Annotated in this window: 22 protein-coding genes; 12 read left to right on the top strand and 10 right to left on the bottom strand. The window is 72.5% G+C overall.

What is annotated here, in order from left to right; all coding sequences use genetic code 11:
- The first annotated feature begins 184 nt into the window (after positions 1-184).
- Together AC0NH5_RS38225 and AC0NH5_RS38220 are read left to right on the top strand one after the other, a co-directional pair.
- The gene (locus AC0NH5_RS38225) at positions 185-1,627 is read left to right on the top strand and encodes an FAD-binding oxidoreductase (protein ID WP_474412442.1); all 1,443 of its coding nucleotides are present in this window, start codon (positions 185-187) and stop codon (positions 1,625-1,627) included.
- Position 1,628: 1 nt separating this feature from the next.
- Positions 1,629-2,477: a carbohydrate kinase family protein gene (locus AC0NH5_RS38220; protein ID WP_474412440.1), complete on the top strand. Its 849-nt coding sequence runs from the start codon at positions 1,629-1,631 to the stop codon at positions 2,475-2,477.
- A 100-nt stretch (positions 2,478-2,577) separates the two neighbouring features.
- Here AC0NH5_RS38220 and AC0NH5_RS38215 read toward each other — a convergent pair whose 3' ends face one another.
- Positions 2,578-3,084 carry a MarR family winged helix-turn-helix transcriptional regulator gene (locus AC0NH5_RS38215; protein ID WP_474412439.1) on the bottom strand — a complete coding sequence of 169 codons (507 nt, stop codon included), beginning with the start codon at positions 3,082-3,084 and terminating at the stop codon, positions 2,578-2,580.
- Between the two features lie 99 nt (positions 3,085-3,183).
- On the opposite strand from AC0NH5_RS38215, the gene AC0NH5_RS38210 reads away from it, so the two are divergent.
- A complete protein-coding gene (locus AC0NH5_RS38210; protein WP_474412436.1) occupies positions 3,184-3,822 on the top strand; it encodes an FMN-dependent NADH-azoreductase in 639 nt (212 codons plus the stop codon).
- Between the two features lie 31 nt (positions 3,823-3,853).
- Here AC0NH5_RS38210 and AC0NH5_RS38205 read toward each other — a convergent pair whose 3' ends face one another.
- On the bottom strand, positions 3,854-4,216 hold the full coding sequence (locus tag AC0NH5_RS38205; protein ID WP_474412434.1) for a DUF4440 domain-containing protein: 363 nt from the start codon (positions 4,214-4,216) through the stop codon (positions 3,854-3,856).
- Positions 4,213-5,142 carry a DMT family transporter gene (locus tag AC0NH5_RS38200; RefSeq protein ID WP_474412433.1) on the bottom strand — a complete coding sequence of 310 codons (930 nt, stop codon included), beginning with the start codon at positions 5,140-5,142 and terminating at the stop codon, positions 4,213-4,215. Before AC0NH5_RS38200 ends, AC0NH5_RS38205 begins: the two co-directional genes overlap by 4 nt.
- On the opposite strand from AC0NH5_RS38200, the gene AC0NH5_RS38195 reads away from it, so the two are divergent.
- Positions 5,141-6,532, top strand: coding sequence for an aminotransferase-like domain-containing protein (locus AC0NH5_RS38195; protein ID WP_474412431.1), 1,392 nt, complete (start codon positions 5,141-5,143; stop codon positions 6,530-6,532). The genes AC0NH5_RS38200 and AC0NH5_RS38195 overlap by 2 nt on opposite strands.
- An 84-nt stretch (positions 6,533-6,616) precedes the next feature.
- On the opposite strand, the gene AC0NH5_RS38190 is transcribed toward AC0NH5_RS38195, so the two are convergent.
- Positions 6,617-7,282, bottom strand: coding sequence for a TetR/AcrR family transcriptional regulator C-terminal domain-containing protein (locus AC0NH5_RS38190; RefSeq protein ID WP_474412429.1), 666 nt, complete (start codon positions 7,280-7,282; stop codon positions 6,617-6,619).
- A 54-nt stretch (positions 7,283-7,336) separates the two neighbouring features.
- Here AC0NH5_RS38190 and AC0NH5_RS38185 point away from each other — a divergent pair, with 54 nt between their 5' ends.
- From AC0NH5_RS38185 to AC0NH5_RS38170, 4 genes are all read left to right on the top strand, one after another.
- A complete protein-coding gene (locus tag AC0NH5_RS38185) occupies positions 7,337-8,023 on the top strand; it encodes a DUF4386 domain-containing protein (RefSeq protein WP_474412427.1) in 687 nt (228 codons plus the stop codon).
- 105 nt (positions 8,024-8,128) lie between these two features.
- Entirely contained in the window at positions 8,129-8,437 is a 309-nt protein-coding gene (locus AC0NH5_RS38180; protein ID WP_474412425.1) for a hypothetical protein, read from the top strand.
- Between the two features lie 197 nt (positions 8,438-8,634).
- Positions 8,635-10,287 (top strand): ATP-binding cassette domain-containing protein, encoded by a 1,653-nt coding sequence (locus AC0NH5_RS38175; RefSeq protein WP_474412424.1) that lies wholly within the window; start codon positions 8,635-8,637, stop codon positions 10,285-10,287.
- A 122-nt stretch (positions 10,288-10,409) separates the two neighbouring features.
- Complete coding sequence (locus AC0NH5_RS38170) at positions 10,410-10,931, top strand: LuxR C-terminal-related transcriptional regulator (RefSeq protein ID WP_474412422.1); 522 nt, start codon at positions 10,410-10,412, stop codon at positions 10,929-10,931.
- Between the two features lie 54 nt (positions 10,932-10,985).
- On the opposite strand, the gene AC0NH5_RS38165 is transcribed toward AC0NH5_RS38170, so the two are convergent.
- Positions 10,986-12,347: a gluzincin family metallopeptidase gene (locus AC0NH5_RS38165; RefSeq protein ID WP_474412420.1), complete on the bottom strand. Its 1,362-nt coding sequence runs from the start codon at positions 12,345-12,347 to the stop codon at positions 10,986-10,988.
- Between the two features lie 121 nt (positions 12,348-12,468).
- On the opposite strand from AC0NH5_RS38165, the gene AC0NH5_RS38160 reads away from it, so the two are divergent.
- Positions 12,469-13,233 carry an SDR family oxidoreductase gene (locus AC0NH5_RS38160; protein WP_474412418.1) on the top strand — a complete coding sequence of 255 codons (765 nt, stop codon included), beginning with the start codon at positions 12,469-12,471 and terminating at the stop codon, positions 13,231-13,233.
- On the opposite strand, the gene AC0NH5_RS38155 is transcribed toward AC0NH5_RS38160, so the two are convergent.
- Positions 13,226-14,215: a permease prefix domain 1-containing protein gene (locus AC0NH5_RS38155; protein ID WP_474412416.1), complete on the bottom strand. Its 990-nt coding sequence runs from the start codon at positions 14,213-14,215 to the stop codon at positions 13,226-13,228. The genes AC0NH5_RS38160 and AC0NH5_RS38155 overlap by 8 nt on opposite strands.
- Entirely contained in the window at positions 14,212-14,583 is a 372-nt protein-coding gene (locus AC0NH5_RS38150) for a PadR family transcriptional regulator (protein ID WP_474412414.1), read from the bottom strand. The genes AC0NH5_RS38155 and AC0NH5_RS38150 overlap by 4 nt, the downstream gene beginning before the upstream one ends.
- A gap of 224 nt (positions 14,584-14,807) precedes the next feature.
- On the opposite strand from AC0NH5_RS38150, the gene AC0NH5_RS38145 reads away from it, so the two are divergent.
- Positions 14,808-15,482: an arylamine N-acetyltransferase family protein gene (locus tag AC0NH5_RS38145; RefSeq protein WP_474412412.1), complete on the top strand. Its 675-nt coding sequence runs from the start codon at positions 14,808-14,810 to the stop codon at positions 15,480-15,482.
- Positions 15,483-15,578: 96 nt separating this feature from the next.
- Positions 15,579-16,850, top strand: coding sequence for a diguanylate cyclase domain-containing protein (locus AC0NH5_RS38140; RefSeq protein ID WP_474412410.1), 1,272 nt, complete (start codon positions 15,579-15,581; stop codon positions 16,848-16,850).
- 94 nt (positions 16,851-16,944) lie between these two features.
- Here AC0NH5_RS38140 and AC0NH5_RS38135 read toward each other — a convergent pair whose 3' ends face one another.
- Positions 16,945-17,301, bottom strand: coding sequence for a winged helix-turn-helix transcriptional regulator (locus tag AC0NH5_RS38135; RefSeq protein ID WP_474412408.1), 357 nt, complete (start codon positions 17,299-17,301; stop codon positions 16,945-16,947).
- A 56-nt stretch (positions 17,302-17,357) separates the two neighbouring features.
- Here AC0NH5_RS38135 and AC0NH5_RS38130 point away from each other — a divergent pair, with 56 nt between their 5' ends.
- Entirely contained in the window at positions 17,358-18,209 is an 852-nt protein-coding gene (locus tag AC0NH5_RS38130; protein ID WP_474412406.1) for an SDR family oxidoreductase, read from the top strand.
- Positions 18,210-18,219: 10 nt separating this feature from the next.
- On the opposite strand, the gene AC0NH5_RS38125 is transcribed toward AC0NH5_RS38130, so the two are convergent.
- Together AC0NH5_RS38125 and AC0NH5_RS38120 are read right to left on the bottom strand one after the other, a co-directional pair.
- Entirely contained in the window at positions 18,220-18,900 is a 681-nt protein-coding gene (locus AC0NH5_RS38125; protein WP_474412404.1) for a hypothetical protein, read from the bottom strand.
- Positions 18,897-19,439, bottom strand: coding sequence for an RNA polymerase sigma factor (locus AC0NH5_RS38120; RefSeq protein WP_474412402.1), 543 nt, complete (start codon positions 19,437-19,439; stop codon positions 18,897-18,899). Before AC0NH5_RS38120 ends, AC0NH5_RS38125 begins: the two co-directional genes overlap by 4 nt.
- Positions 19,440-19,549 lie beyond the last annotated feature (110 nt).

Below are 19,549 nucleotides of genomic sequence, written 5' to 3'. Positions count from 1 at the left end.
ACCGCAACTTCACACGCATGGGTGGGTGCTTTCTGTGTGGGGAGTTGGGGCTCGATTCGGACCGCAACTTCACACGCATGGGTGGGTGCTTTCTGTGTGGGGAGTTGGGGCTCGATTCGGACCGCAACTTCACACGCGGCGGTTGGTGGGTGTGACTTTTGTCCGGGTATGACACGATATGGTGATGTCGCTATCCCGCCGGGCTGTGCTCGGTGCCGGGGCGGCCGCGCTGACCGGCGCCGGCCTCAAGCCCAGTCCCGCCGGCGCCCGCCGCGGGGCGTCGCCCGCCGATTGGGCCGCCCTGGACGCCTCCCTCGACGGGACTGTGGAGACACCGGGGGACGCCGGCTACGACATGGCGCGGCAACTGACCGACCCGCGGTTCGACGTGGTCCGGCCACCGGCGGTCGCCCGGTGTGCGAGCAGCGCGGACGTCGCCGAGGTGATCCGCTTCGCGCGCCGGCTGCGGATCCCGGTGGTCACCCGCGGGGGCGGGCACTCCTATGTGGGTGCGTCGACCGCCTCGTCCGGTGTGGTGCTGGACCTGCGGCGGATCGAGAAGGTGCGCTACGACTGGGCGAGCGGCACTGCCGAGATAGGCGGCGGGGCACGACTCGGCGACGTCTACGACCGGCTCGGCGCGGCGGGATTCTCGATCCCCTCGGGATCGTGCGGGTCGGTCGGGATCGGCGGGATCACGCTCGGCGGCGGCATCGGCATGGCGGCTTCGGCGTACGGGCTGACGTGCGACGCGGTGATCGCGGCGGAGGTGGTCGGCGCGGACGGGCGGACCCGTTCCGTCGACGCGGGGCGGGAGCCGGAGCTGTTCTGGGCGCTGCGCGGCGGGGGCGGTGGGCAGTTCGGCGTGGTCACCGGCTGGCGGATGCGCGCGTACCGGACGTCGACGGTCGGCACGTTCGTGCTCAATTATCCGTGGACCGACGCGTCCCGGGTGGCGGCCGGCTGGCAGGAGCGGCTGCTGCACGCGCCGGACCAGACCTGGTCGTCGTGCCAGTTCGCCGCGGACCGGCGGGGCCGGCTGTCCGTACGCGTCTCGGGGGTCGTCCTGGAGGGTGACCCGGCCGCCGAGGCCACGGAGATCGCGCGCGCTGTCGGGCGGGAGCCGGCGACCGCCGACCTGCACCGCCGCCCGCACCTGGACGTGCTGCGGGACCGGGCCGGGGACTCCGGGCGCGGCACCGAGCTGGCCGGCAGCGAGATCTTCCGGCACGTGCTGCCGGCGGCCGGGATCGCGGCGCTGCTGGCCACCGTGGAGCGGCGGGCCCGGGAGGGCCGGCCCGGGGTGGCCAAGTTCAAGCGGATGACCGGTGCGGTGGGGCGGGTCGCGCCGGAGGCGACCGCGTTCCCCTGGCGGGGTGCGCACACGATGCTGCAGTGGCTGGTGCTGCCCGCCGCCGGTGACGCGGCCGCGGTGCGGGACGGGTACGCGTGGATCGACTCCGGCCACCGGGCGATGCGGCACTGGTCGGCGGGCAGATATCTGAACTATCTGGAACCGGGGCCGGCGGCGCTGCCCCGGTACTACGGGCCGCACTTCGCCCGGCTGCGCTGGATCCGCACCACGGCCGACCCGCAGGGGCTGTTCCGTTCGCCGTACGCTCTCTGACGTGCTTTCTGGTGTCGACAAACACGTGCTGATCGCCGGCCCGGTGGCCTGGAACCTGATGATCCACGTCGGCGCGTTCCCGCCGCCCGAGCCGCACACGCTGCTCGCCGACCGGTGGCACGAGACGATCGGCGGCACCTCCGCGGGCAAGGCGCTCAACCTGAGGCGCCTCGGTGTCCCGGTGACGCTGATGACCGTCGTCGGCGACGACGAGCCGGGGCGGCGGGTGGCCGCCGGGCTGGCCGCCGCCGGTGTCGAGGTGCTCGCCACGGGGAGCCGCAACGGCACGGAACGGCACACCAACCTGATGGACGCGGACGGGCGGCGGCTCTCGATGCACCTGACCCGGCCGGTTCCGGCGGCGCCGGTGGTGGCGTCGCGGGCGCTGCTCGACGGCGCGGCGGTGGTGGTCGCGGATCTGGCCGAGATCAGCCGGCCGGTGCTGCGGGCGGCGCGGGACGCGGGCCGGGAGCTTTGGTGCGACCTGCACGACTACGACGGTGTCAGTGAGTTCCACCGGGAGTTCGCGGAGGCGGCGGACTGCCTGTTCGTCAGCTCCGAGCGGCTGGGAGACCCGGAGGGGTTCCTGCGGGAACGGGTCGCGGCGGGTGCGCGGCTGGCGGTGTGCACGTTCGGCGCGGAGGGCGCGACGGCCCTCGAGCGCGGGGGCGAGATCGTGCGGGTGCCCGCGGTGCCGGTCGACGAGGTGGTGGACACGAACGGGGCCGGGGACGCGTTCTTCGCCGGTTTCCTCAGCGCCCGCCTCCGCGGGGCCGGGCTGGCGGAGTGTCTGCGGGCGGGAGCCCGGGCCGGTGCGGCCGCGGTGCGGTCACGCGAGCTGGCGGGCTGAGCTCGACCACCCGCTTCAGCCCGGCGGCCGCGCTGCGGCCCCGGGCCGGCAGCGGCTCGCGGTGACACTCGGGGACCAGTTCGGATCGTACGAAAAATGGTTATGCGTCTTGAGTGATCGGATCCTGCAGGCAGGCGTTCATCTGCGGTGAGGTGCCCGTGAGCAGCTGGCGGCCGATCTGTTCGAGCTGGCCGACCTGCTCGGGGGTGAGCGCGTCGAAGATCCGGCGGCGGACCTCACGGACGTGCGCCGGCGCCGCCGCGGTCAGGGCTTCCATGCCCTTGTCGGTGAGCACGGCCATGATGCAGCGGGGATCACCGTCGCCGGTCTGCCGGCGCACCCAGCCCTGACGTTCCAGGCGGCTCACCGCGTGCGAGAGGCGGGAGAGCGAGCCGCCGGCCAGGTGGGCGAGGATGCTCATCCGCACCGCACGGTCGGCGGCGTTGGAGAGCGCCGCGAGGATCGAGTACTCGAAGAAGTTGACGCCGGCATCGCGCTTGAGCTGGGCGTCGATGGCCGGCGGGACCACCATCAGCATCGAGCTGAAGGCCATCCAGGCATGCCGTTCGTCGTCGCTGAGCCAGGGGACGTCGGTGTGGTCGCTCACAGATGAGCACGATACCCGGCCCTGGCACTTGAACATTCAACCTCGGACGTGACACAGTTCCTGTGTTGAACGTTCAAGTTCGCAATCAGGGAGAAAACGATGGCTGTTCTTCGTATCGACGCCAGCATCCAGGGCCCGCGCTCGGCCAGCTCCGAACTCGCCGACCTGGTCGAGGCCGAATGGACCGCCACGCAGCCCGGCGTCTCGTTCGCCCGGCGGCACCTGGGCGCCGACCCGCTGCCCGCCGACGCGTGGGCGAAGGCGATCCACGGCAGCTTCCTGCCCGAGGGGGAACGCAGCGACAGCCACCGGGAGGCCCTCGCGCTGGCCTCCACGCTGGCCGATGAGCTGCGGGCCGCCGACGCGGTGATCCTCGCGCTGCCGCTGTACAACTACGGGATCTCCCAGCACGCCAAGACGTGGATCGACCTGGCGATGGCCGGCGGCGAGCACGGCGAGCGGTTCCTGGACGGCAAGCCGACCGTGGTGCTGACGACGCGCGGCGGGGCGTACGGGCCGGGGACCCCGCGCGAGGGATGGGACCACAACACCGGGTACGTGCGCCGGGTGGTCGCGGACATCTGGGGAGCCGACCTGCACCTGATCGAGCGGGAGTTCACGCTGGTGGGCGTCAACCCGGCGCTGGACGCGTTCAGCGAGACCGCGGCGCTCATGCGCAAGACGGCGCACGAGGCGGCGTTGTCGGCCGGGCGCAACCTGGCGGGTCGCGCGGCGTGAGCGTGAGTGCGGCCCCGGTCCGGGGCCGCACTCACACGTCGTCGAGCGAACTGAACTGCAGGCCCGCGAGCCGCCACCCCTCGGGCTGTTCGATCCAGGTCTGGCTCACGCGGACGGTCAGCGCCATCTCCTGACCCCGCCAGGTCGAGCGGGTGCGCTGCACACAGCGGACGATGGCGGCGTGGCGGTAGCCGGCGACCTCGACGTCACTGCTCTCCAGGCTGGTGTACGCGAAATCGGCGAACTTCCCGATCCACTGCGCCTTGTCGAGCACGTGGCCCCGCTCGCCGATCGAGCGGAAGTCGTCGGCCAGCAACGACCGCAGTGCTTCGGTGTCGGCGCGCATCTCGGCGTCGTCGAAGGCCCGATGGAGCCGGTGCGCATCAGAGGTCACCGATGGAGTGTGCCCGATCGCTCGCGGGGAGTTGTCCGGACGCGCTGGGTGAGAACCACGCAGATCAGGACGACCGTGGCGGCGACGACGGCGGCCGGCGTGATGTGCTCGCGGAGCAGGAGCGCCGACCAGACCAGCGTGAGCACCGGCTGGGCGAGCTGGACCTGGCCGACCCGGGCGATGCCACCGCGGGCCAGGCCGGCGTACCAGGCGAAGAAGGCCAGGAACATCGAGATCACGGTGAGATAGCCGAACGCCGCCCAGGCGGCGGTGCCGGCCGGCGCAGGGGCATTGCCGGTAAGTGCGGGGGCGGTGAGCAGGGCGGCGGGGACGGTGGCGGGCAGGGCCACGATCAAGGCCCAGCAGATGGTACGGGCGCCGCCCATCGACCGGGCCAGTGCGCCGCCCTCCGCGTACCCCAGCCCGCAGAGTGTCACCGCGATCACCAGGTACAGGTCGGCGGTGACGAAGCGGCCCCCGACCGATCCGGTGGCGATCAGGAACATCAGCACAGCGAGCAGCCCGCCGGCGCCGGCCAGCCAGAACAGCAGCGGCGGCCGTTCCCCGGCGCGCAGCACGGCGAAGACGGCCGTGATCGCCGGCAGCATGGTGATCACCACAGCGCCGTGCGAGGCGCTCTGCGTGGTCAGTGCCAGCGACGTGAACAGCGGAAGCCCGACGACCACGCCGAGCGCGACGATCGCCAGCCGGCGCCACTGGGCGGCAGCGGGGCGCGGCGCGCGGGTCCACCACAGGTAGATCCCGGCGAGCAGGGCGGCGCCGACGGCCCGGCCGAAGGCCACGAACCAGGGGTCGAGCTCCTGCACGGCGACCCGGGTGGCGGGCAGCGACAGGCTGAACCCGAGGACTCCCAGAAAGCCCAGCGTTACCGTCCTGGATGCAGTAGCGCTACTCTCTTCTCTCATGAATGACGATAACGCTGCGGCCCGCGTCATCCAAGATCTCCGGGCCCGGGTGACTGGCGCGGAGGCCGGCACGCGGCTGCCGTCGGTGCGCGAGCTGACCGCACGGCACCAGGCGTCACCGGTGACCGTCGCCGACGCGATCCGCCACCTGGTGGCGGAAGGCCTGGTGGAGACCCGGACCGGGCGCGGCACCTTCGTGGCGCCACGGCCGGCCGGGCACCCGGCACCCGACCTCTCCTGGCAGACCGTCGCGCTCGGGCCGCGCCGGCTGGGCGAGGAGGAGATGCAGGCGTTACTGGCGTTACCCCCGGCCGGGGCGATCCCGCTCTCCGGCGGCTACCTCGACGCCGACCTGCAGCCGGCCGCCGCTCTCGGCGCGGCGCTCGCCCGCGCCGGGCGGCAGCCCGCGTCCTGGCAGCGTGGGCCCACCGAAGGGCGCGAGGACCTGCGGGCCTGGTTCGCCCGCGAGGCCGGCGGCGGACTGCGCGCCGACGATCTGGTGATCTGCCCGGGCGGGCAGTCGGCGCTGGCCTCTGCGCTGCGTGCGCTCGGCGCCCCCGGCGACACGCTGCTGGTGGAGTCGCCGACCTATCTGGGTGCGCTGGCGGCGGCCCACGCGGCCGGGCTGCGGGTGGTGCCGGTGCCGGCTGACGACCACGACGGGGTACGACCTGAGCACCTCACCGCGGCCTTCGCCCGGACCGGGGCGCGGCTGTTCTACTGCCAGCCGCTCTACGCGAACCCGACCGGGGCGACGCTGGCGCCGGACCGGCGGGCCCGGGTGCTCGACGCGGTCCGCCGCGCCGGCGCCTTCCTGATCGAGGACGACTATGCCCGCGACCTGGACATCGACGGCACGCCACCGCCGCCGCTGGCTGCCGACGACCCGGACGGGCACGTGGTCTACCTGCGGTCGCTGACCAAGTCGGCCGCGCCCGGCCTGCGCGTCGCGGCGATCGGCGCCCGGGGCCCGGCCGGGGCACGGCTGCGCGCGGCGCGCCTGCTCGACGACTTCTTCGTCGCCGGCCCCCTGCAGCAGGCGGCGTACGAGTTCGTCACCTCCCCGGCCCGCGAGAGGCACCGCCGGCAGTTGCGCGCCGCGCTCCGCTCCCGGCGCGACGCCCTGCTCGCCGCGCTCGCCCGCCACCTGCCCGCCCTGCCCCCACCGGCCGTCCCGCGCGGAGGCCTGCACCTGTGGCTCCGCCTCCCGGAGGACGCCGACGATCTGGCCGTCACCGCGGCGGCGGCCACCGAGGGCGTGATCGTGTTCCCCGGGCGACCGTGGTTCGCCGCCGAGCCGCCGGGGCCGCACCTGCGGCTGACCTACGCGGCCACGCGGCCCGAGCTGATGGACGAGGCGGTGCGGCGCCTCAGCCGCGCCCTCACCTGACCTCCGCCGCGCCGCTTCGTCCCGCGCCCTGTGTCGCACCCGTGCCGCCTCTTGCTCCACCCTTGCCGTCGGTGACTGCCGTGCTCAGGCCCGCAACCGCTCCAGGCCGTCGAGCAGCAGATCCAGGGTGAACTCGAACTCCACCTGCGAGTCGCACCACCCCAGCGTCGGGTCACCGGCCGCGTGCATCTCGGCTGTCATCATCGCCGTGATGTGCGGCACCGAGGCCGCCATCGCCGCGAGGTCCTCCTCCGCGGCGTCCGTCTCCGACGCCGCCGGGTCGAAGATCTCCTGCGCGAATCCGAGCGTCATGCTCCCGAACGAGTGCAGCGCCCGGTGCGCCAGCCGGTAGGAGAACCCGGCCTCGACCATCGTCGCCACGATCCCGTCGTAGTAGGCGTACACGATCGGGGGGACGGACCGCCGGCTGCTCAGCAGGCCCGGCGCCCAGGGGTGGCGGAGCATCACCTGTCTCGCCGCGAGGAACCGCCGCTTCAGGGCGTCCCGCCAGTCGCCCCCGCCCGGCTGGCCCGCCGCCCGCAGCACCTCGGCGAGCACCGTCTCCACCACGCCGTCGAGGAGCGCTTCCTTCGCGGGCAGGTGGTAATAGAGCGACATCGCCTCCACTGCCAGATCGGCGGCGAGGCGTCGCATGGTCAGCGCCTTGAGTCCTTCGGCGTCGACGATGGCCACTGCCGCTTCCAGCACCCGCTCCCTGCTCAACGGCGTCCGGGCTGCCCTCGGTGTCACCGGTCTCCTCGTCGCTCGACTCCGCCCTTGACCTCGCGGGCTACCTTACAACGTATGGCTATCTTACATCGTAAGGCTGAGCCCTCCCTCGCCCGTACCGCCCGGGTGACCGGGCTGCTCTACCTCGGGCTCGCCGTCGCCGGCGGGCTGGGCTTCCTGCTGATCCGGTCCCGGCTCTACGTGGCCGACGACCCCGCGGCCACCCTCGCCAACCTGACCGCGCACGAGTCCCTGGCCCGCGCCGGCGTCGCCGTCGAGATGCTGGTCGTCCTCACCCAGGCGCTCGCCGCGGCGTGGTTCTACCGGCTGTTCCGCGACTCCGACCCGGTCAACGCGCTCGGTGTCGCCGCGTTCGGCCTGATCAACTCGGTGCTCATCCTCGGCAGTGCGGCATTGCTCGGTGCCGCCGTCGAAGGCCCGCCCGACGCCGGCACCGTGCAACTGCTGTACCTGGTGAGCGACAACCTGTGGGGCGCCGGTGCGGTGTTCTTCGGTCTGTGGCTTGTTCCGATGGGCTGGTGCGTGCTCAATTCCGGTCGACTGCCGCGGGCGCTCGGGTGGGTGCTGGTCGCTGGCGGAGTGGGTTACGTGGTCAGCGCGTTCCTGCGATATCTGGCGCCGGAAGCCGGGGCACTCGCCGACGTTCTGGTCGTGCCGGCGACGGTGGGCGAGTTCTGGATGATCGCCTGCCTGCTCCTCCGGGGAGTCCGTCGTCCCGCGCCCATGCCCGTCAACGCCTGACCCCCACGTGGGGACTTGGGGTTCGATGCGCGCCCGAAGTCCCCACACTCGGGGTGCGAGGACCGGGGTGTGAGTGCCGCGAAGGTGGCTGACTAGGCTGGGGACGTGGCTCAACCCTCGGACAGCCCGGTCACCGCCGTCATGGTGGAGCGGGCCGGCGACCAGCATCGGATCCATCTCGTGCACGGCGACGGGCGGATCGAAGTCGTCCAGGCGGCGGCTGTTCGCGGTGGTCTGCGCACCTCCGGTGACGTGCTGGCCGAGCTGGTCGCCCGCGGCGTCCCGCTCGACGACGCCGAGCACTGCGTGCGTGAGGTGCACCCGAACTTCGACGCGCAGGTCGAGCTCGAACGCCGCCCCGCACTCCGCGCCACCGCCGAACAGGAAGCGCTGAAGGCCGGCCGCCGCCGCTGACCCCTCCTGCTGGGGGATTTCGGGTGCGCACGGCACCGAAGTCACCACACTGAAATGCGGTGGTTGCCGGGGCGGCGGGCGGCTATCGTGGCCGCGTGCCGTATGTGCTTTACCTCTGAGTTCGGCTCCGTCTTTCGCGACCGGAGCCGTTTCACCCTGCCCGCGTGCAGGGGATCTCAGAGGAAGTCACCGAGCTCATGTCTGTCGGTATCACCCTGCCCGACCGCGCCCGTGCGCAGCTCGTCGCCACCGGTATCCGGGTCGTCCGTGGCGGGCGGCTCGTTCTCGACGAGCTGGATCTCGCGGTGTCGGCCCGTTCCCGATGGGGTGTCGTCGGTGAGAACGGTCGTGGCAAATCCACCCTGCTCCAGGTGTTGAGCGGCACCCTCACACCGGATGCCGGCAGCGTGCACCGGACCGGCACGATCGGGGTCGCCGATCAGGAGATGCCGGTGACCGGCGACGAGACGGTCGGCGACGCGATCGACATCGAGCTCGCCGACGCGCGGGCCGCGCTGGCGGCGCTCGACGAGAGCGCGGCCCGGATGGCCACGGAAGTCGCAGCAGACCACGCCGCCGAGGGTACGGCCGACAACGCTGCCGCAAGCGCGGCCAACAACGCCGCCCGGGGCACGGTCGACGAGGCCGCCGAGGCGTATGCGCGGGCGCTGGCCGCGGCGGAGGCCCTGGACGCGTGGGACGCCGACCGGCGGGTCGATCTCGCGTTGCAGAGCCTCGGCGCGGAGACGGACCGGGCCCGGCCGCTGCGGACGTTGTCGGTGGGTCAGCGTTATCGGGTACGCCTGGCGTGCCTGCTCGGCGCCGGCCGCGATTTTCTGCTGCTCGACGAGCCGACGAACCACCTGGACGCGGCCGGTCTGGACTTCTTGACCGCGCGGCTGCGGGAGCATCCCGGCGGCATCGTGCTGGTCAGCCACGATCGGGCGCTGCTCGCCGACGTGGCGACCACGATGCTGGACCTGGATCCGAGCCGGGACGGGCGGCCTGCGATGTACGGCGGTGGCTACGCCGGTCTGCGGGCCGGGCGGGCGGCCGCGCTGGCCCGGTGGGAGCAGGAGTTCGCGCAGCAGCACCTGGAGCGGGCCAGGCTGGCCCGGGACCTGTCGGACGCGCAGAACCGCCTGGTCACCGGATGGCGGCCGGACAAGGGCACCGGCCGGCACCAGCGGGCGACCCGGGCGCCGGGCCTGGTCCGGTCGGTGCACCGGCGGCGCGAGGACCTGGAACGGCAGGCAGTCACCGCGCCGGAACCGCCGCTGCGGTTCGTGATGCCGGAGCTGCCGGCCCGGCCGGGGACGACGCTGCTGTCCGCCGAGGACGTCACCGTCGACGGCCGGCTGCGCGGGCCCGTCTCGCTGCGGCTCGAGAGCGGGTCGCGGCTCGTGGTGACCGGGTCGAACGGGGCCGGCAAGTCCACGTTGCTGGCCGTCCTGGCGGGACTGCTGAATCCGTCCACCGGCCGGGTGCGTCGTGCTTCGGGCGTACACCCGGGATTTCTGGCGCAGGAGTCACCGTGCAGGGACGCGCGTCGCGCGGCGGAAGTGGCGCCCCGGCTCGCGGAGACGGGGTTGCTGCCGGCGGCGGATCGCGGGCGGCCGGTGCGGGAGCTGTCAACCGGGCAGCAGCGGCGGCTGGACCTGGCGGTGCTGCTCGCCGCGGAGCCGCACATTCTGTTGCTGGACGAGCCGACGAACCACCTGTCGATCGCGCTGGTCGACGAGTTGACCGAGGCGCTGACGGGCACGCGGGCGGCCGTGGTGATCGCTACGCACGACCGGCAGATGCTGCGTGACCTGGCCGATTGGCCGCATCTAGCACTGTCGGACTAATCCTGGGTCTGCCATGGTGTGTCCGGTAGCGAACATTGGCGTGCGTCGCATTGTTAAAGATCTACATTCCTGGCATGTCACTGCAATCGCACCAAAGCCACACGGCCGACCCAGGTCGGCCGGTGTTGGCGCCACACCTCCAGGAGACGATCGAGTCCCTGGCCGCGGGCGAGACGGCGCGGGAGATGGCAGCGCGACTGTACATCTCGACGAACACCGTCAAGTCCCGGCTCCGAACGCTGTACCGGCAACTCGGCGCCCGTGATCAGGCGCACGCGGTGGCCATCGCGTTCCGGCTCGGCGTGCTCCGCACGATGGACGCCCCCGTGTCACGCCGCGACGGGGGCGCCCAGGCGATGCAACCAGTGGTTGTCGCCAGCCTGAACGCGCAGCGGCTCCGAACAACGATCGCCGATCTGACCGCCTTGTTGCGGGTCGCCGAGCTCACCCGGTGTCCGGGATCCATCGGGACGGGTGAGGGCGGCGGCTCGGCGGAGCGGGAGATCCTGAAGTACGTCGGTGAGCTGGCCCGCAAGAGACTGGACCAGCCGCACGACGATCCGCGTGAGGTGCTCGCGCGGATCGCCGAGATCGCGGAGGCGGCCACCCCGGCGGTGGACGACCCCTTCCAACTGGCCAACTGAGACCCATCGGGAGTGGCCGGCGGCCACCCCACGGCGTGGCCGCCAGCCACTGGATCACCGACCGATGTGTGCCGTGACGCCATCCGGCCGCGGACCGGGAATGCGATATCCGTGGTGCCCGTTCGTGGTCCCGGACGCCGGTGACACCCCGTCGAGACCGCAGTCCACCAGGGTGTGCTGGCGCATCAGCAGCGACGTCGGCACCGGCGCGATCTCCCGCCAGGCGAAACAGTCCCGGATCAGGCCGGCGTTCCCCCCGCCGGTGATCTGCCGGTCGGCCTGCAGCAGCGACCGCAGGACCCCGTGGTAGGTGAGGAAATCCGGTGAGATCGTCTCCCAGGTGACGGCCAGCAGCCGGCCCAGGTAGTCCCGGGCGAGCAGCAGCGACTCCTTGAACGCCGCCGCGTTGCCGGCGTATGCCGCGGCGAAGTCCGCCTGGATCTGTGCCAGGTCGTCCACGGTCCCCGGCAGGTGCGTCGACCGGGTCCGCAGGTCCTCGCTGATCAGCTTCCGGGCGACCAGGTCGGCCTGGAAGACCTCCACCATGGTGTCGAAGATGGCGCCGGTCAGCGGCAGCGACCGGTCGTGCGGCTCGTCGCCGACGTCCGACATGCGCTTGCCGTTGAACGCGATCCGGATCTCCCGGCTGTCCGACAGCTCGCCGACCCGGTCCAGGCCGTTGACGGTGAGCAGGTTGCCCCGGGTGCTCTCCAGCAGGTGGTCGACGACCGAGTGGAAGTGCAGCGAGGCGACGATCGCCACCAGGTCGCCGGCGGACTCGTGCATGCCGCCGTAGTCGATGCCCGCGTCGGACGGGCTCGCCGGCACGCCGACCTCGGCGAAGATGATGCTGTGCCCCAGCTCGTGGGCGAGCACGTCGAAGTTCTCGCAGTACGGCCGGGTGTGGTCGATGGTCCGGTTGGCGGTCTGCCCGTACCCGAACTCGAGGAAGCCGTACCCGGACTGGGCGTTGTTCCACTCGATCAGCGGGATCAGCTCCAGCCGGTCGTAGCTGTCGCTGAAGTGCCAGTCCATCCGGCGGCCGAAGTAGTCCTCCCAGATGTCGAGCACCCGGCGGACGGTGGCGTACATGGTCGCGGCGGAGAACTCGCGGCTGCTCGGGTCAAGGTGGTCGAAATGCCCATCCGGGCCGGGTTCCACCGGCGGGCGGGACTGCCCCCGGTACGGCGGGCGGAAGAACCGGTTGTACGGCAGCTTGCCGACCGCGTCGACCACGTACATCCGGTCGTCGGCGGGACCGGCCCGCAGCGCCGACGGCTCGAGCGCGATCACCACCTCCTCCGGGTCGGGGAAGAGCGGCCCGGAGCCGTCGGCCTTCTGCAGGAACCGGGGCTGCGGGAAGATCCGGAAGCGGGTGCCGGAGCCGGCGATGCGGCGGTCGAGTGCCAGGGACATGGAGACCTCCTCGGGTCTAGACGACCAGCCAAATCCGCAGGTGGGAGGGGCGTCAACGCAGCTGTCCAAGAACCATCCGAAATAGCTGTCACAAAACGGGGGGCTGTCCGGTCCCTGTCACATGAGAATCGCGGTGGCCGGTGGCACCGGCCTGATCGGGCGGATGGTGGTGGGCGCGGCGCGCGCCCAGGGGCACGAGGTGGTGGTGCTGGCGCGGTCCGTGGGTGTGGACCTGACGACCGGGGCCGGACTCGACGAGGCGGTGCGCGGCGCCGGCGTGGTGGTCGACGTGACCAACGTGACGACTCTGAGCCGGGCCAGGTCGGTGGCGTTCTTCGGCGGTGTCACCGAACGCCTGCTCGCCGCCGGGCAGCGCGCCGGGGTCGGGCACCACGTGGCCCTCTCGATCGTCGGGGTGGACCGGGTCGACTCCGGTTACTACGCGGGCAAGCGGCGCCAGGAAGCCCTGATCCAGGCCGGTCCGGTGCCGTGGACGATCCTGCGGGCCACCCAGTTCTTCGAGTTCCCGGCTCAGGTGATGGGGCGGATGCCGGGACCGGTGGCGGTGGTGCCGGCCATGCTCAGCCGGCCGGTGGCCGGCGCCGAGGTGGCCGCCGAACTGCTGCGGCTGGCGGTGGCCGGGCCACGCCACGCGGTCGTCGAGATGGCCGGGCCGGAGCAGCTGTCCGTCGCCGCCATGGCCCGGCGGGTGCTCCGGGCCGAGGGGCGGAAGCGGCTGGTTCTGCAACTGCCGGTGTCCCGGGCGATGGCTTCCGGCGGTCTGCTGCCCACCGGGGAGGTCACGGTCGGGACGACGCGGTTCGCGGACTGGCTGGAGCGCCCCGCCCCGGACGGGGCGGGGCGCTCGGGGAGCCGGGTCAGCTGACCGGGTGGGTGGACTCGTGGCCCGTGCCGGGCACCGGCGTGGCCAGTCCGCGCCGGGCCCGCTCGGCGCGGACCGCGACCTCGGCGACGTCGTAGAGCTGGGCCAGCACCACGGTGATGATGACGATGCCGGTCAGCCAGGGCAGCGGCTCGACAGTGCCCCAGTCCAGCCCGGCGAGGAACTCCGGGTTGAAGAACCGCTCGGTGGCGAGCAGCCAGACCAGCGGGCCGGCGAACAGCACCCCGAGGACGGCGTTGGCGGCGGTCGCGGCGTGCGTCCAGCGGCGCTGCCGGTACACCCAGACGGTGTAGCCGATCTCCAGGGTCAGGATCACGATGAAGTACGGCCACCAGAAGGTCCAGTTGGCCGGGTCCAGCACCGGCACGTCGCTGAAGGCGAACTGCTGCAGAAACAGGGCGGCGATGAGCAGCACGGGCCAGACCAGGGCGGCGGCGAACTGGCTGACGGGCATGAAACCCGGCTCGTACGCGGGTAGGTCGTCCGGCGTCCACGGGCGGCTACGCATGCCGGGGCTGCGGGCCATCCCGGTCCGCTCCAGGACCGCGAAGACCGCGGTGACCCAGAAGGCGATGTTCGCGCCGATGGTGATGATGTTGGTGACGGCGCCGCCGATCACGTCGCCGACGGTGTCCGCCTGGAGCGCGTCGACCACCGCGAGGATCACCACCACGGTCGGCAGCACGGTCGCGAGCAGCGTGGTCAGCAGCCGTCGCCAGGCCGGGTAGAGCACCGGGCCGATCAGGTACTGCGGGCGGTCGGTGTAGTTGTCGGCGAGTCGGTCCGGGTCGCCGAGCTCCAGCAGGGTGGCGGTGACCGCGGCGTCGCGGCCCGCACCGTTGTCGAGGTGGGCGTCGACCGCGTCGTCGATCGAGGTGCGCAGCTCGCGTTCGATGTCGGCGCGCTGCTGCTCGGGGACCCGGCGCAGGACGGTGTAGACGTAGCGGTCGATGAGGCTGGTCACTGGTCGCTCCCTGAGACGGTGCCGGCGGGGGTGTCGGAGTCGGTGTCGAGGTCGGCGATCGCGGTGTCCAGCCGGGTCCACTCCTCGCGGAGCGCGGCCGCGAGGGCGTCGCCCTGCTCGGTGGTCCGGTAGAACTTGCGCGGCCGGGCCTCCTCGGTGTTCCACGAGCTGGTCAGCAGGCCCTGGCTCTCCAGGCGCCGCAGCAGCGGGTAGAGGGTGTTGGCCTCCACCTCGAACCCGGCCGCGCTCAAGGTCTCGAGCAGCGAGTACCCATACCCCGGCGTGCGGAGGACGGTGAGGCTCGCGACGACGACCGTGCCGCGGCGCAGCTCCTGCAGGTGGCTGGAGAGCGTCGCATCCATTGTCATGCCAGCGACGATACTGTGTGTCACACACTATTGCAACGGCCGCAGCAGTGTGTGCTCGCCATTTCCGGATCCCGGCCAATCGGGCGGGGTTGACCTCAAGCCGGGGTGAGGGTGTGTGCTGGCCCCATGGACGTGACTGCCTACCTGGACCGGATCGGGTCGAACGGCCGCGCACCGCTGACAGCGTCTACCTACGCGAACTGCACCGGGCCCACCAGAGCGCGGTGCCCTTCGAGAACCTCGGCATCCACCTCGGCGAGCCGATCACGCTCGGCGAGGAGGAGCTTTTCGACAAGGTGGTACGACGGCGGCGCGGCGGCTTCTGCTACGAGCTCAACGGGTTGTTCGCGATCCTGCTGGAGCACCTGGGATACCGGGTCGAGCGGCTGGCCGCCCGGGTCTTCGGCGGCGACCGCATCGGGCCGCCGTTCGACCACCTGCTGCTCGCCGTCACCACCGCCGACGGGGACGGGCCGTGGCTGGTGGACGTGGGTTTCGGCAGCCACAGCACGTACCCGCTGCGGTTCGGCAGCCGCACCGAACAGGTGGACCCGGGCGGTCGGTTCCGGCTCGCGGACACCGCGGACGGGGACGTCGATGTGCTCAAGGACGGCGCGCCAGCTTACCGGATCGAGCGGCGGGCCCGGGTCCTCGGTGACTTCGAGGCCACCTGCTGGTACCAGCAGACGTACCCGGACTCGCACTTCCGCACGAACACCGTCTGCACGCGGCTCGACGGCGACGGGCGGATCACCCTCAGCGGCCGGACTCTGATCCGCACCGGCCCGTCCGGGCGCACCGAGACCCGCCTGGAGACCGACGCGAGCGTGCTTTCGGCGTACCAGAAGCATTTCGGTGTGATCCTGGACCGCGTGCCGCGGGTGGCCGTCCCGGAGTGAGCGTCGCCGTCCTTGCGCCGGCAAAAACTCAGGACACGCGGGCGGCGGCCGATCATCGCCTTGCGAGGTAGTGATCAGGCGCTCAGGAGGTTCAGGGTGAATCAGCTTCGGGCCCTGGCCGGTAACCCCCGCCCGCACGCGTCGCTGCGGATGGCGCTGTTGATCCTCACCGGCACAGCGTTGATCTACGGCACGGGCTGGGGCGCGGTGATGCTCTGCGGGCTGACCCTCGCCGTGGCGGTGCACATGGCCTTTTCCGGGCCGCACCTGTGGCGTGCCGGGCTGGTCTGGACCGTGCTCGGCGGGATCGCCGGGCAGACCGCGATCGCGCTGGGCTGGGCGCCGTCGTACATCCCGGCGCCGGCCGTGCATTACGCCGCGTTCGGCGCGATGGCGCTGTCGGCCATGCTGATCCGCACGATCGGCACGACAGGTGTGGAACGGCGGCGCGCCGAGGTGGCGTCGCGGGCCACCGAACGCCGGTACCGCGCGCTGATCAACGACTCCGCCGACGTGTTCCTGATCTACCAGCTCGACCACACGATCGACTACGTGAGCCCGGCCGTCCGCCGGCTCGGCGGCCTCGACCCGGACGAGGTCGACATGGAGACGCTCACGAACTGGGTGCACCCGGAGGACCTGCCGATCGCGCGCCGGCTGCACGCCGAGGCGCCCGGGCCCGGGGAGCCGCTGGCACCCGCCGAGATCCGCGTGCGCGGCGCCGACGGGACCTATCGGTGGACCGAGTACTCGATCCGGAACCTCTCCGCGGATCCGGACGTCCGTGGCTATCTGATCAACATCCGGGACATCCACGACCGCAAGACCAGCCAGCAGCGGCTGGCACACGCCGCGACCCACGACGCGCTCACCGGGCTGGTCAACCGGGCGGAGTTCGGCCGGGCCCTGGACGCGGCCTGCGCCTCCGGCGAGACCGCGGTGCTCTTCGTCGACCTGGACGGCTTCAAACAGGTCAACGACACGTACGGGCACGAGGCCGGCGACGCGCTGCTGATGGCGGCCGCGGGCGTCCTCACCCGCTGGTCACCGCGCGGCGCGACGGTGGGCCGCTTCGGCGGCGACGAGTTCGGCGTCATCATCCCGCGGCCCGCCGGGGGCGCGGAGCAGGCGGCGGAGCGGATCCTGGCCGGGCTCAGCGACCCGGTGGTCTTCGCCGGGACGGAACTGCAGATCCGGGCCAGCATCGGGGTGGCGGTCTCCGACCCCGGCCGCCCGGCCGGCGCCGGTGAACTGCTGCGGCGGGCCGACCTGGCGATGTACGAGGCGAAGCGGGCCGGCGCGCACGGCTTCGAGGTGGCGCCGACATCCAGGGCGCTGGCGCACAGCGGCCGGAACGGCGGCGCATGACGCGCGCCGGGGACCGGCCGGCGCGTCGGCCGTCACCGATCTCGTCCTGACGGTCGTCGATCCGGATCGGGTGCTCGCACGCATGTGACGGCTCTCAGCCGCCGGGCCACGGCGGGCCCGGCGCCGGATTGGCCTCGCCCCAGACCAGCATCGCGTGGAGCACCGTGCTGAGGCTGCGGCCCTGCCCGGTCAACTCGTACACCACCCGGGGCGGCACCTCGGCATGGACCGTGCGGGTCAGGATGCCCTGATGCTCCAGCGACCGCAGGCGGTCGGTGAGCGTCTTGGCGCTCGGGGTCCCGAGGGCGTCCCGCAGCTCACCGAAACGCTTCGGGCCGGACAGCAACTCGCGGACCACCAGCGTGGCCCATTTGCCGTCGAGCACCTGAAGCGTCCGCTCCACCCCGCAGCCGGAACTTTGTTTGCGCAGTTCAGCCTCGATAGTTTCCATCGGGAAACAGGATAACCTCCTGGGTACTGCTTCACTGCGGAAACTATGGTCGCCGCATGACTGAACTCCTTGTCGTCGTCCACGGGGCCACCGGCACGCAGGGCCGGGCCATCCTTCGCAGCCTCCGCGCCTTCGGGCACAGCGTCCGGGCGGTCGCGCGTGCACCCCGGCCGTACCAGGATCCGGCCGTCGAAGCCGTACCAGCCGATCTGCTGGACGTCGACGCGCTGGTCGCCGCCTACACGGGCGCCGACGCCGTCGTCGTCCAGCTGCCGCTCAACTTCGCCGCCGGCGCGGAGCGGCAGGCCGACGCCGTCCTGGCGGCTCTCGAGAAGTCCGGCGTCCCCCGGGCCATCTTCAACACCGGCGCCGGCGTTCCGCCCGCCGAGCCGATCGGCGTGCCCTTCGTCGACGCCCGGATCCGCCTCGCCGCAGGTCTGCCGCAGGCGGTGCCGGTGGCCACGGTGGTCGGGCCGGCCGGCACCTATCTGGAGAACGTGGTGGCGCCGTGGTCACGGTCCCTGGTGCGGGACCGCGGTGAGCTGCGGTACCCGCTGCCTGCCGAGTTGCCCAACCCGTGGGTGGCCGCTGCCGACCTCGGTGCCGCCGTCTCCGCCCTGACCGTCGAGGCGACCCCGCCGCCGGCCCGGGTCGTCGCCGGGCCGGCGGCGCTGACCGGCCCGGAACTGGCCGCCGAGATCTCGGCCGCGACCGGCCGCCCGCTCCGCTGGTCCACGGTGGAGCCGGCGGAGTACGCCCGGATGCTGGCACCGCACGTCGGCGAGACGGTCGCTGCGGGGATCGCGGCCGCTTATGTCTCGCCGTCGCCGGCGCCCGACCCCGCACTGGTGGTGCGCGGCTCGACCACGGCGCGGGAGTGGGCCGGCCGGCAGCACTGGAGCGCCTGACCGCTCCTGGTCACCGCCGCGGCGTGAAGATGTGCATCGGGTGCGTGCCCACCACCTTGCCCTGCGCGTCGTAGCCGACCAACGTCGGCGCCTCCGCGGCCGTGTACCAGCAGAAGAACATGCCCGCGGCGGACAGCGCGGGCCGGGTCGTGCCGTCCGCCAGGTGCAGTTCCGCACGGACTGCTCCACCCGCCGCCCCCCACATCGTGTGAATGCCCTCCGGCGTGGCCGAGCCGCCCAGATCCCCGAACGTGCCGGGTGTGTCAGGCGAATTGCACTGCCCGCCCGCGGACTGGAAATCCGCGGGTGCCGGGCGATCCAACGGCCCAGGCGTTTCCAGGAGCGCGGAGACGCAGGTCGTCCCGCCGGCCCGGCCCGCGGACCAGACCGTCAGGACCTTGCCGTCCGGGCCGGGCTGCTGGGCGATGCGGCGGCCGTTGCCGGCGGAGACGGCGCCGCCGGTCTCGTCGTCCCAGAAGGACAGGGCCCCGGTGAAGGAGCGGGGCAGCATGCCGGTCGCCGCGGTCACAGCGATGCCGGAGGCCAGCAGGGCAGCGGTCACGGCGATCCCCTTGCGGTGACTCCGGTGGGGCGGTTCGGTCGCGGTGACGGCGAGGAGCCGGTCCAGGGCGGCGGAGTCGACGGTGGCGACCGGCTTCAGCCGGCGCAGGGTGTCGAACGGGTCGTTCATGCGGTGCCTCCGGGAGAGGTCAGCGGTTGTGCGGCGACGGTGGACGAGTCGGTGGTCCGCAGCCGGCGGCGCGCCCGGTGCAGGCGGACGTGGAAGGCGGGCAGGGAGCACCCGGCGACCCGGGCGGCCTGCGCCGGCGAGAGGCCGTCCCACGCGATCAGCAGCAGGGCCTCACGTTCCCCCGGCGTGAGAGCGGCCAGCCTGGCGAGGACCTCGGCACGTTCGGTGGCGAGAACATCGGCGGCCGGTTCGGCGATGTCGTGGAGACGCTCCATCCCGGTGGCCAGAAGCTGCCGCCGACGGCCGGACCGGCGCTGGTTGGCGATGGTGTTGCGGGCGACGACCAGCAACCAGGGGAGCGGGTCGTCGGGCACGTCGGCCAGCCGCCGCCACGCCACCAGGAACGTCTCCGAGACGACGTCCTGCGCGGTCTCCGGGTCGGCGTGGCGTGACGCATATGCCAGCACGCTCGGGGCGTGCGCGGTCCACAGCAGAACCAGGCGCTGCTGTCGTTCCTGAGGCGTCCGTGGTGGTCTCACACCAGGTAATGTCCGGCCACCGCGCCAACTTACGGCGCACGCGCCGCGAAAAACGCCGCCGGGCCGGGACAGCGAACTGTCCCGGCCCGGCGGCCGACGGTGTTACGCGA

The organism is Actinoplanes sp. 13 (assembly GCF_056134165.1).
The sequence above is the reverse complement of the archived record's forward strand: the minus strand, read 5'-3'. Positions and strand labels throughout refer to the sequence as shown.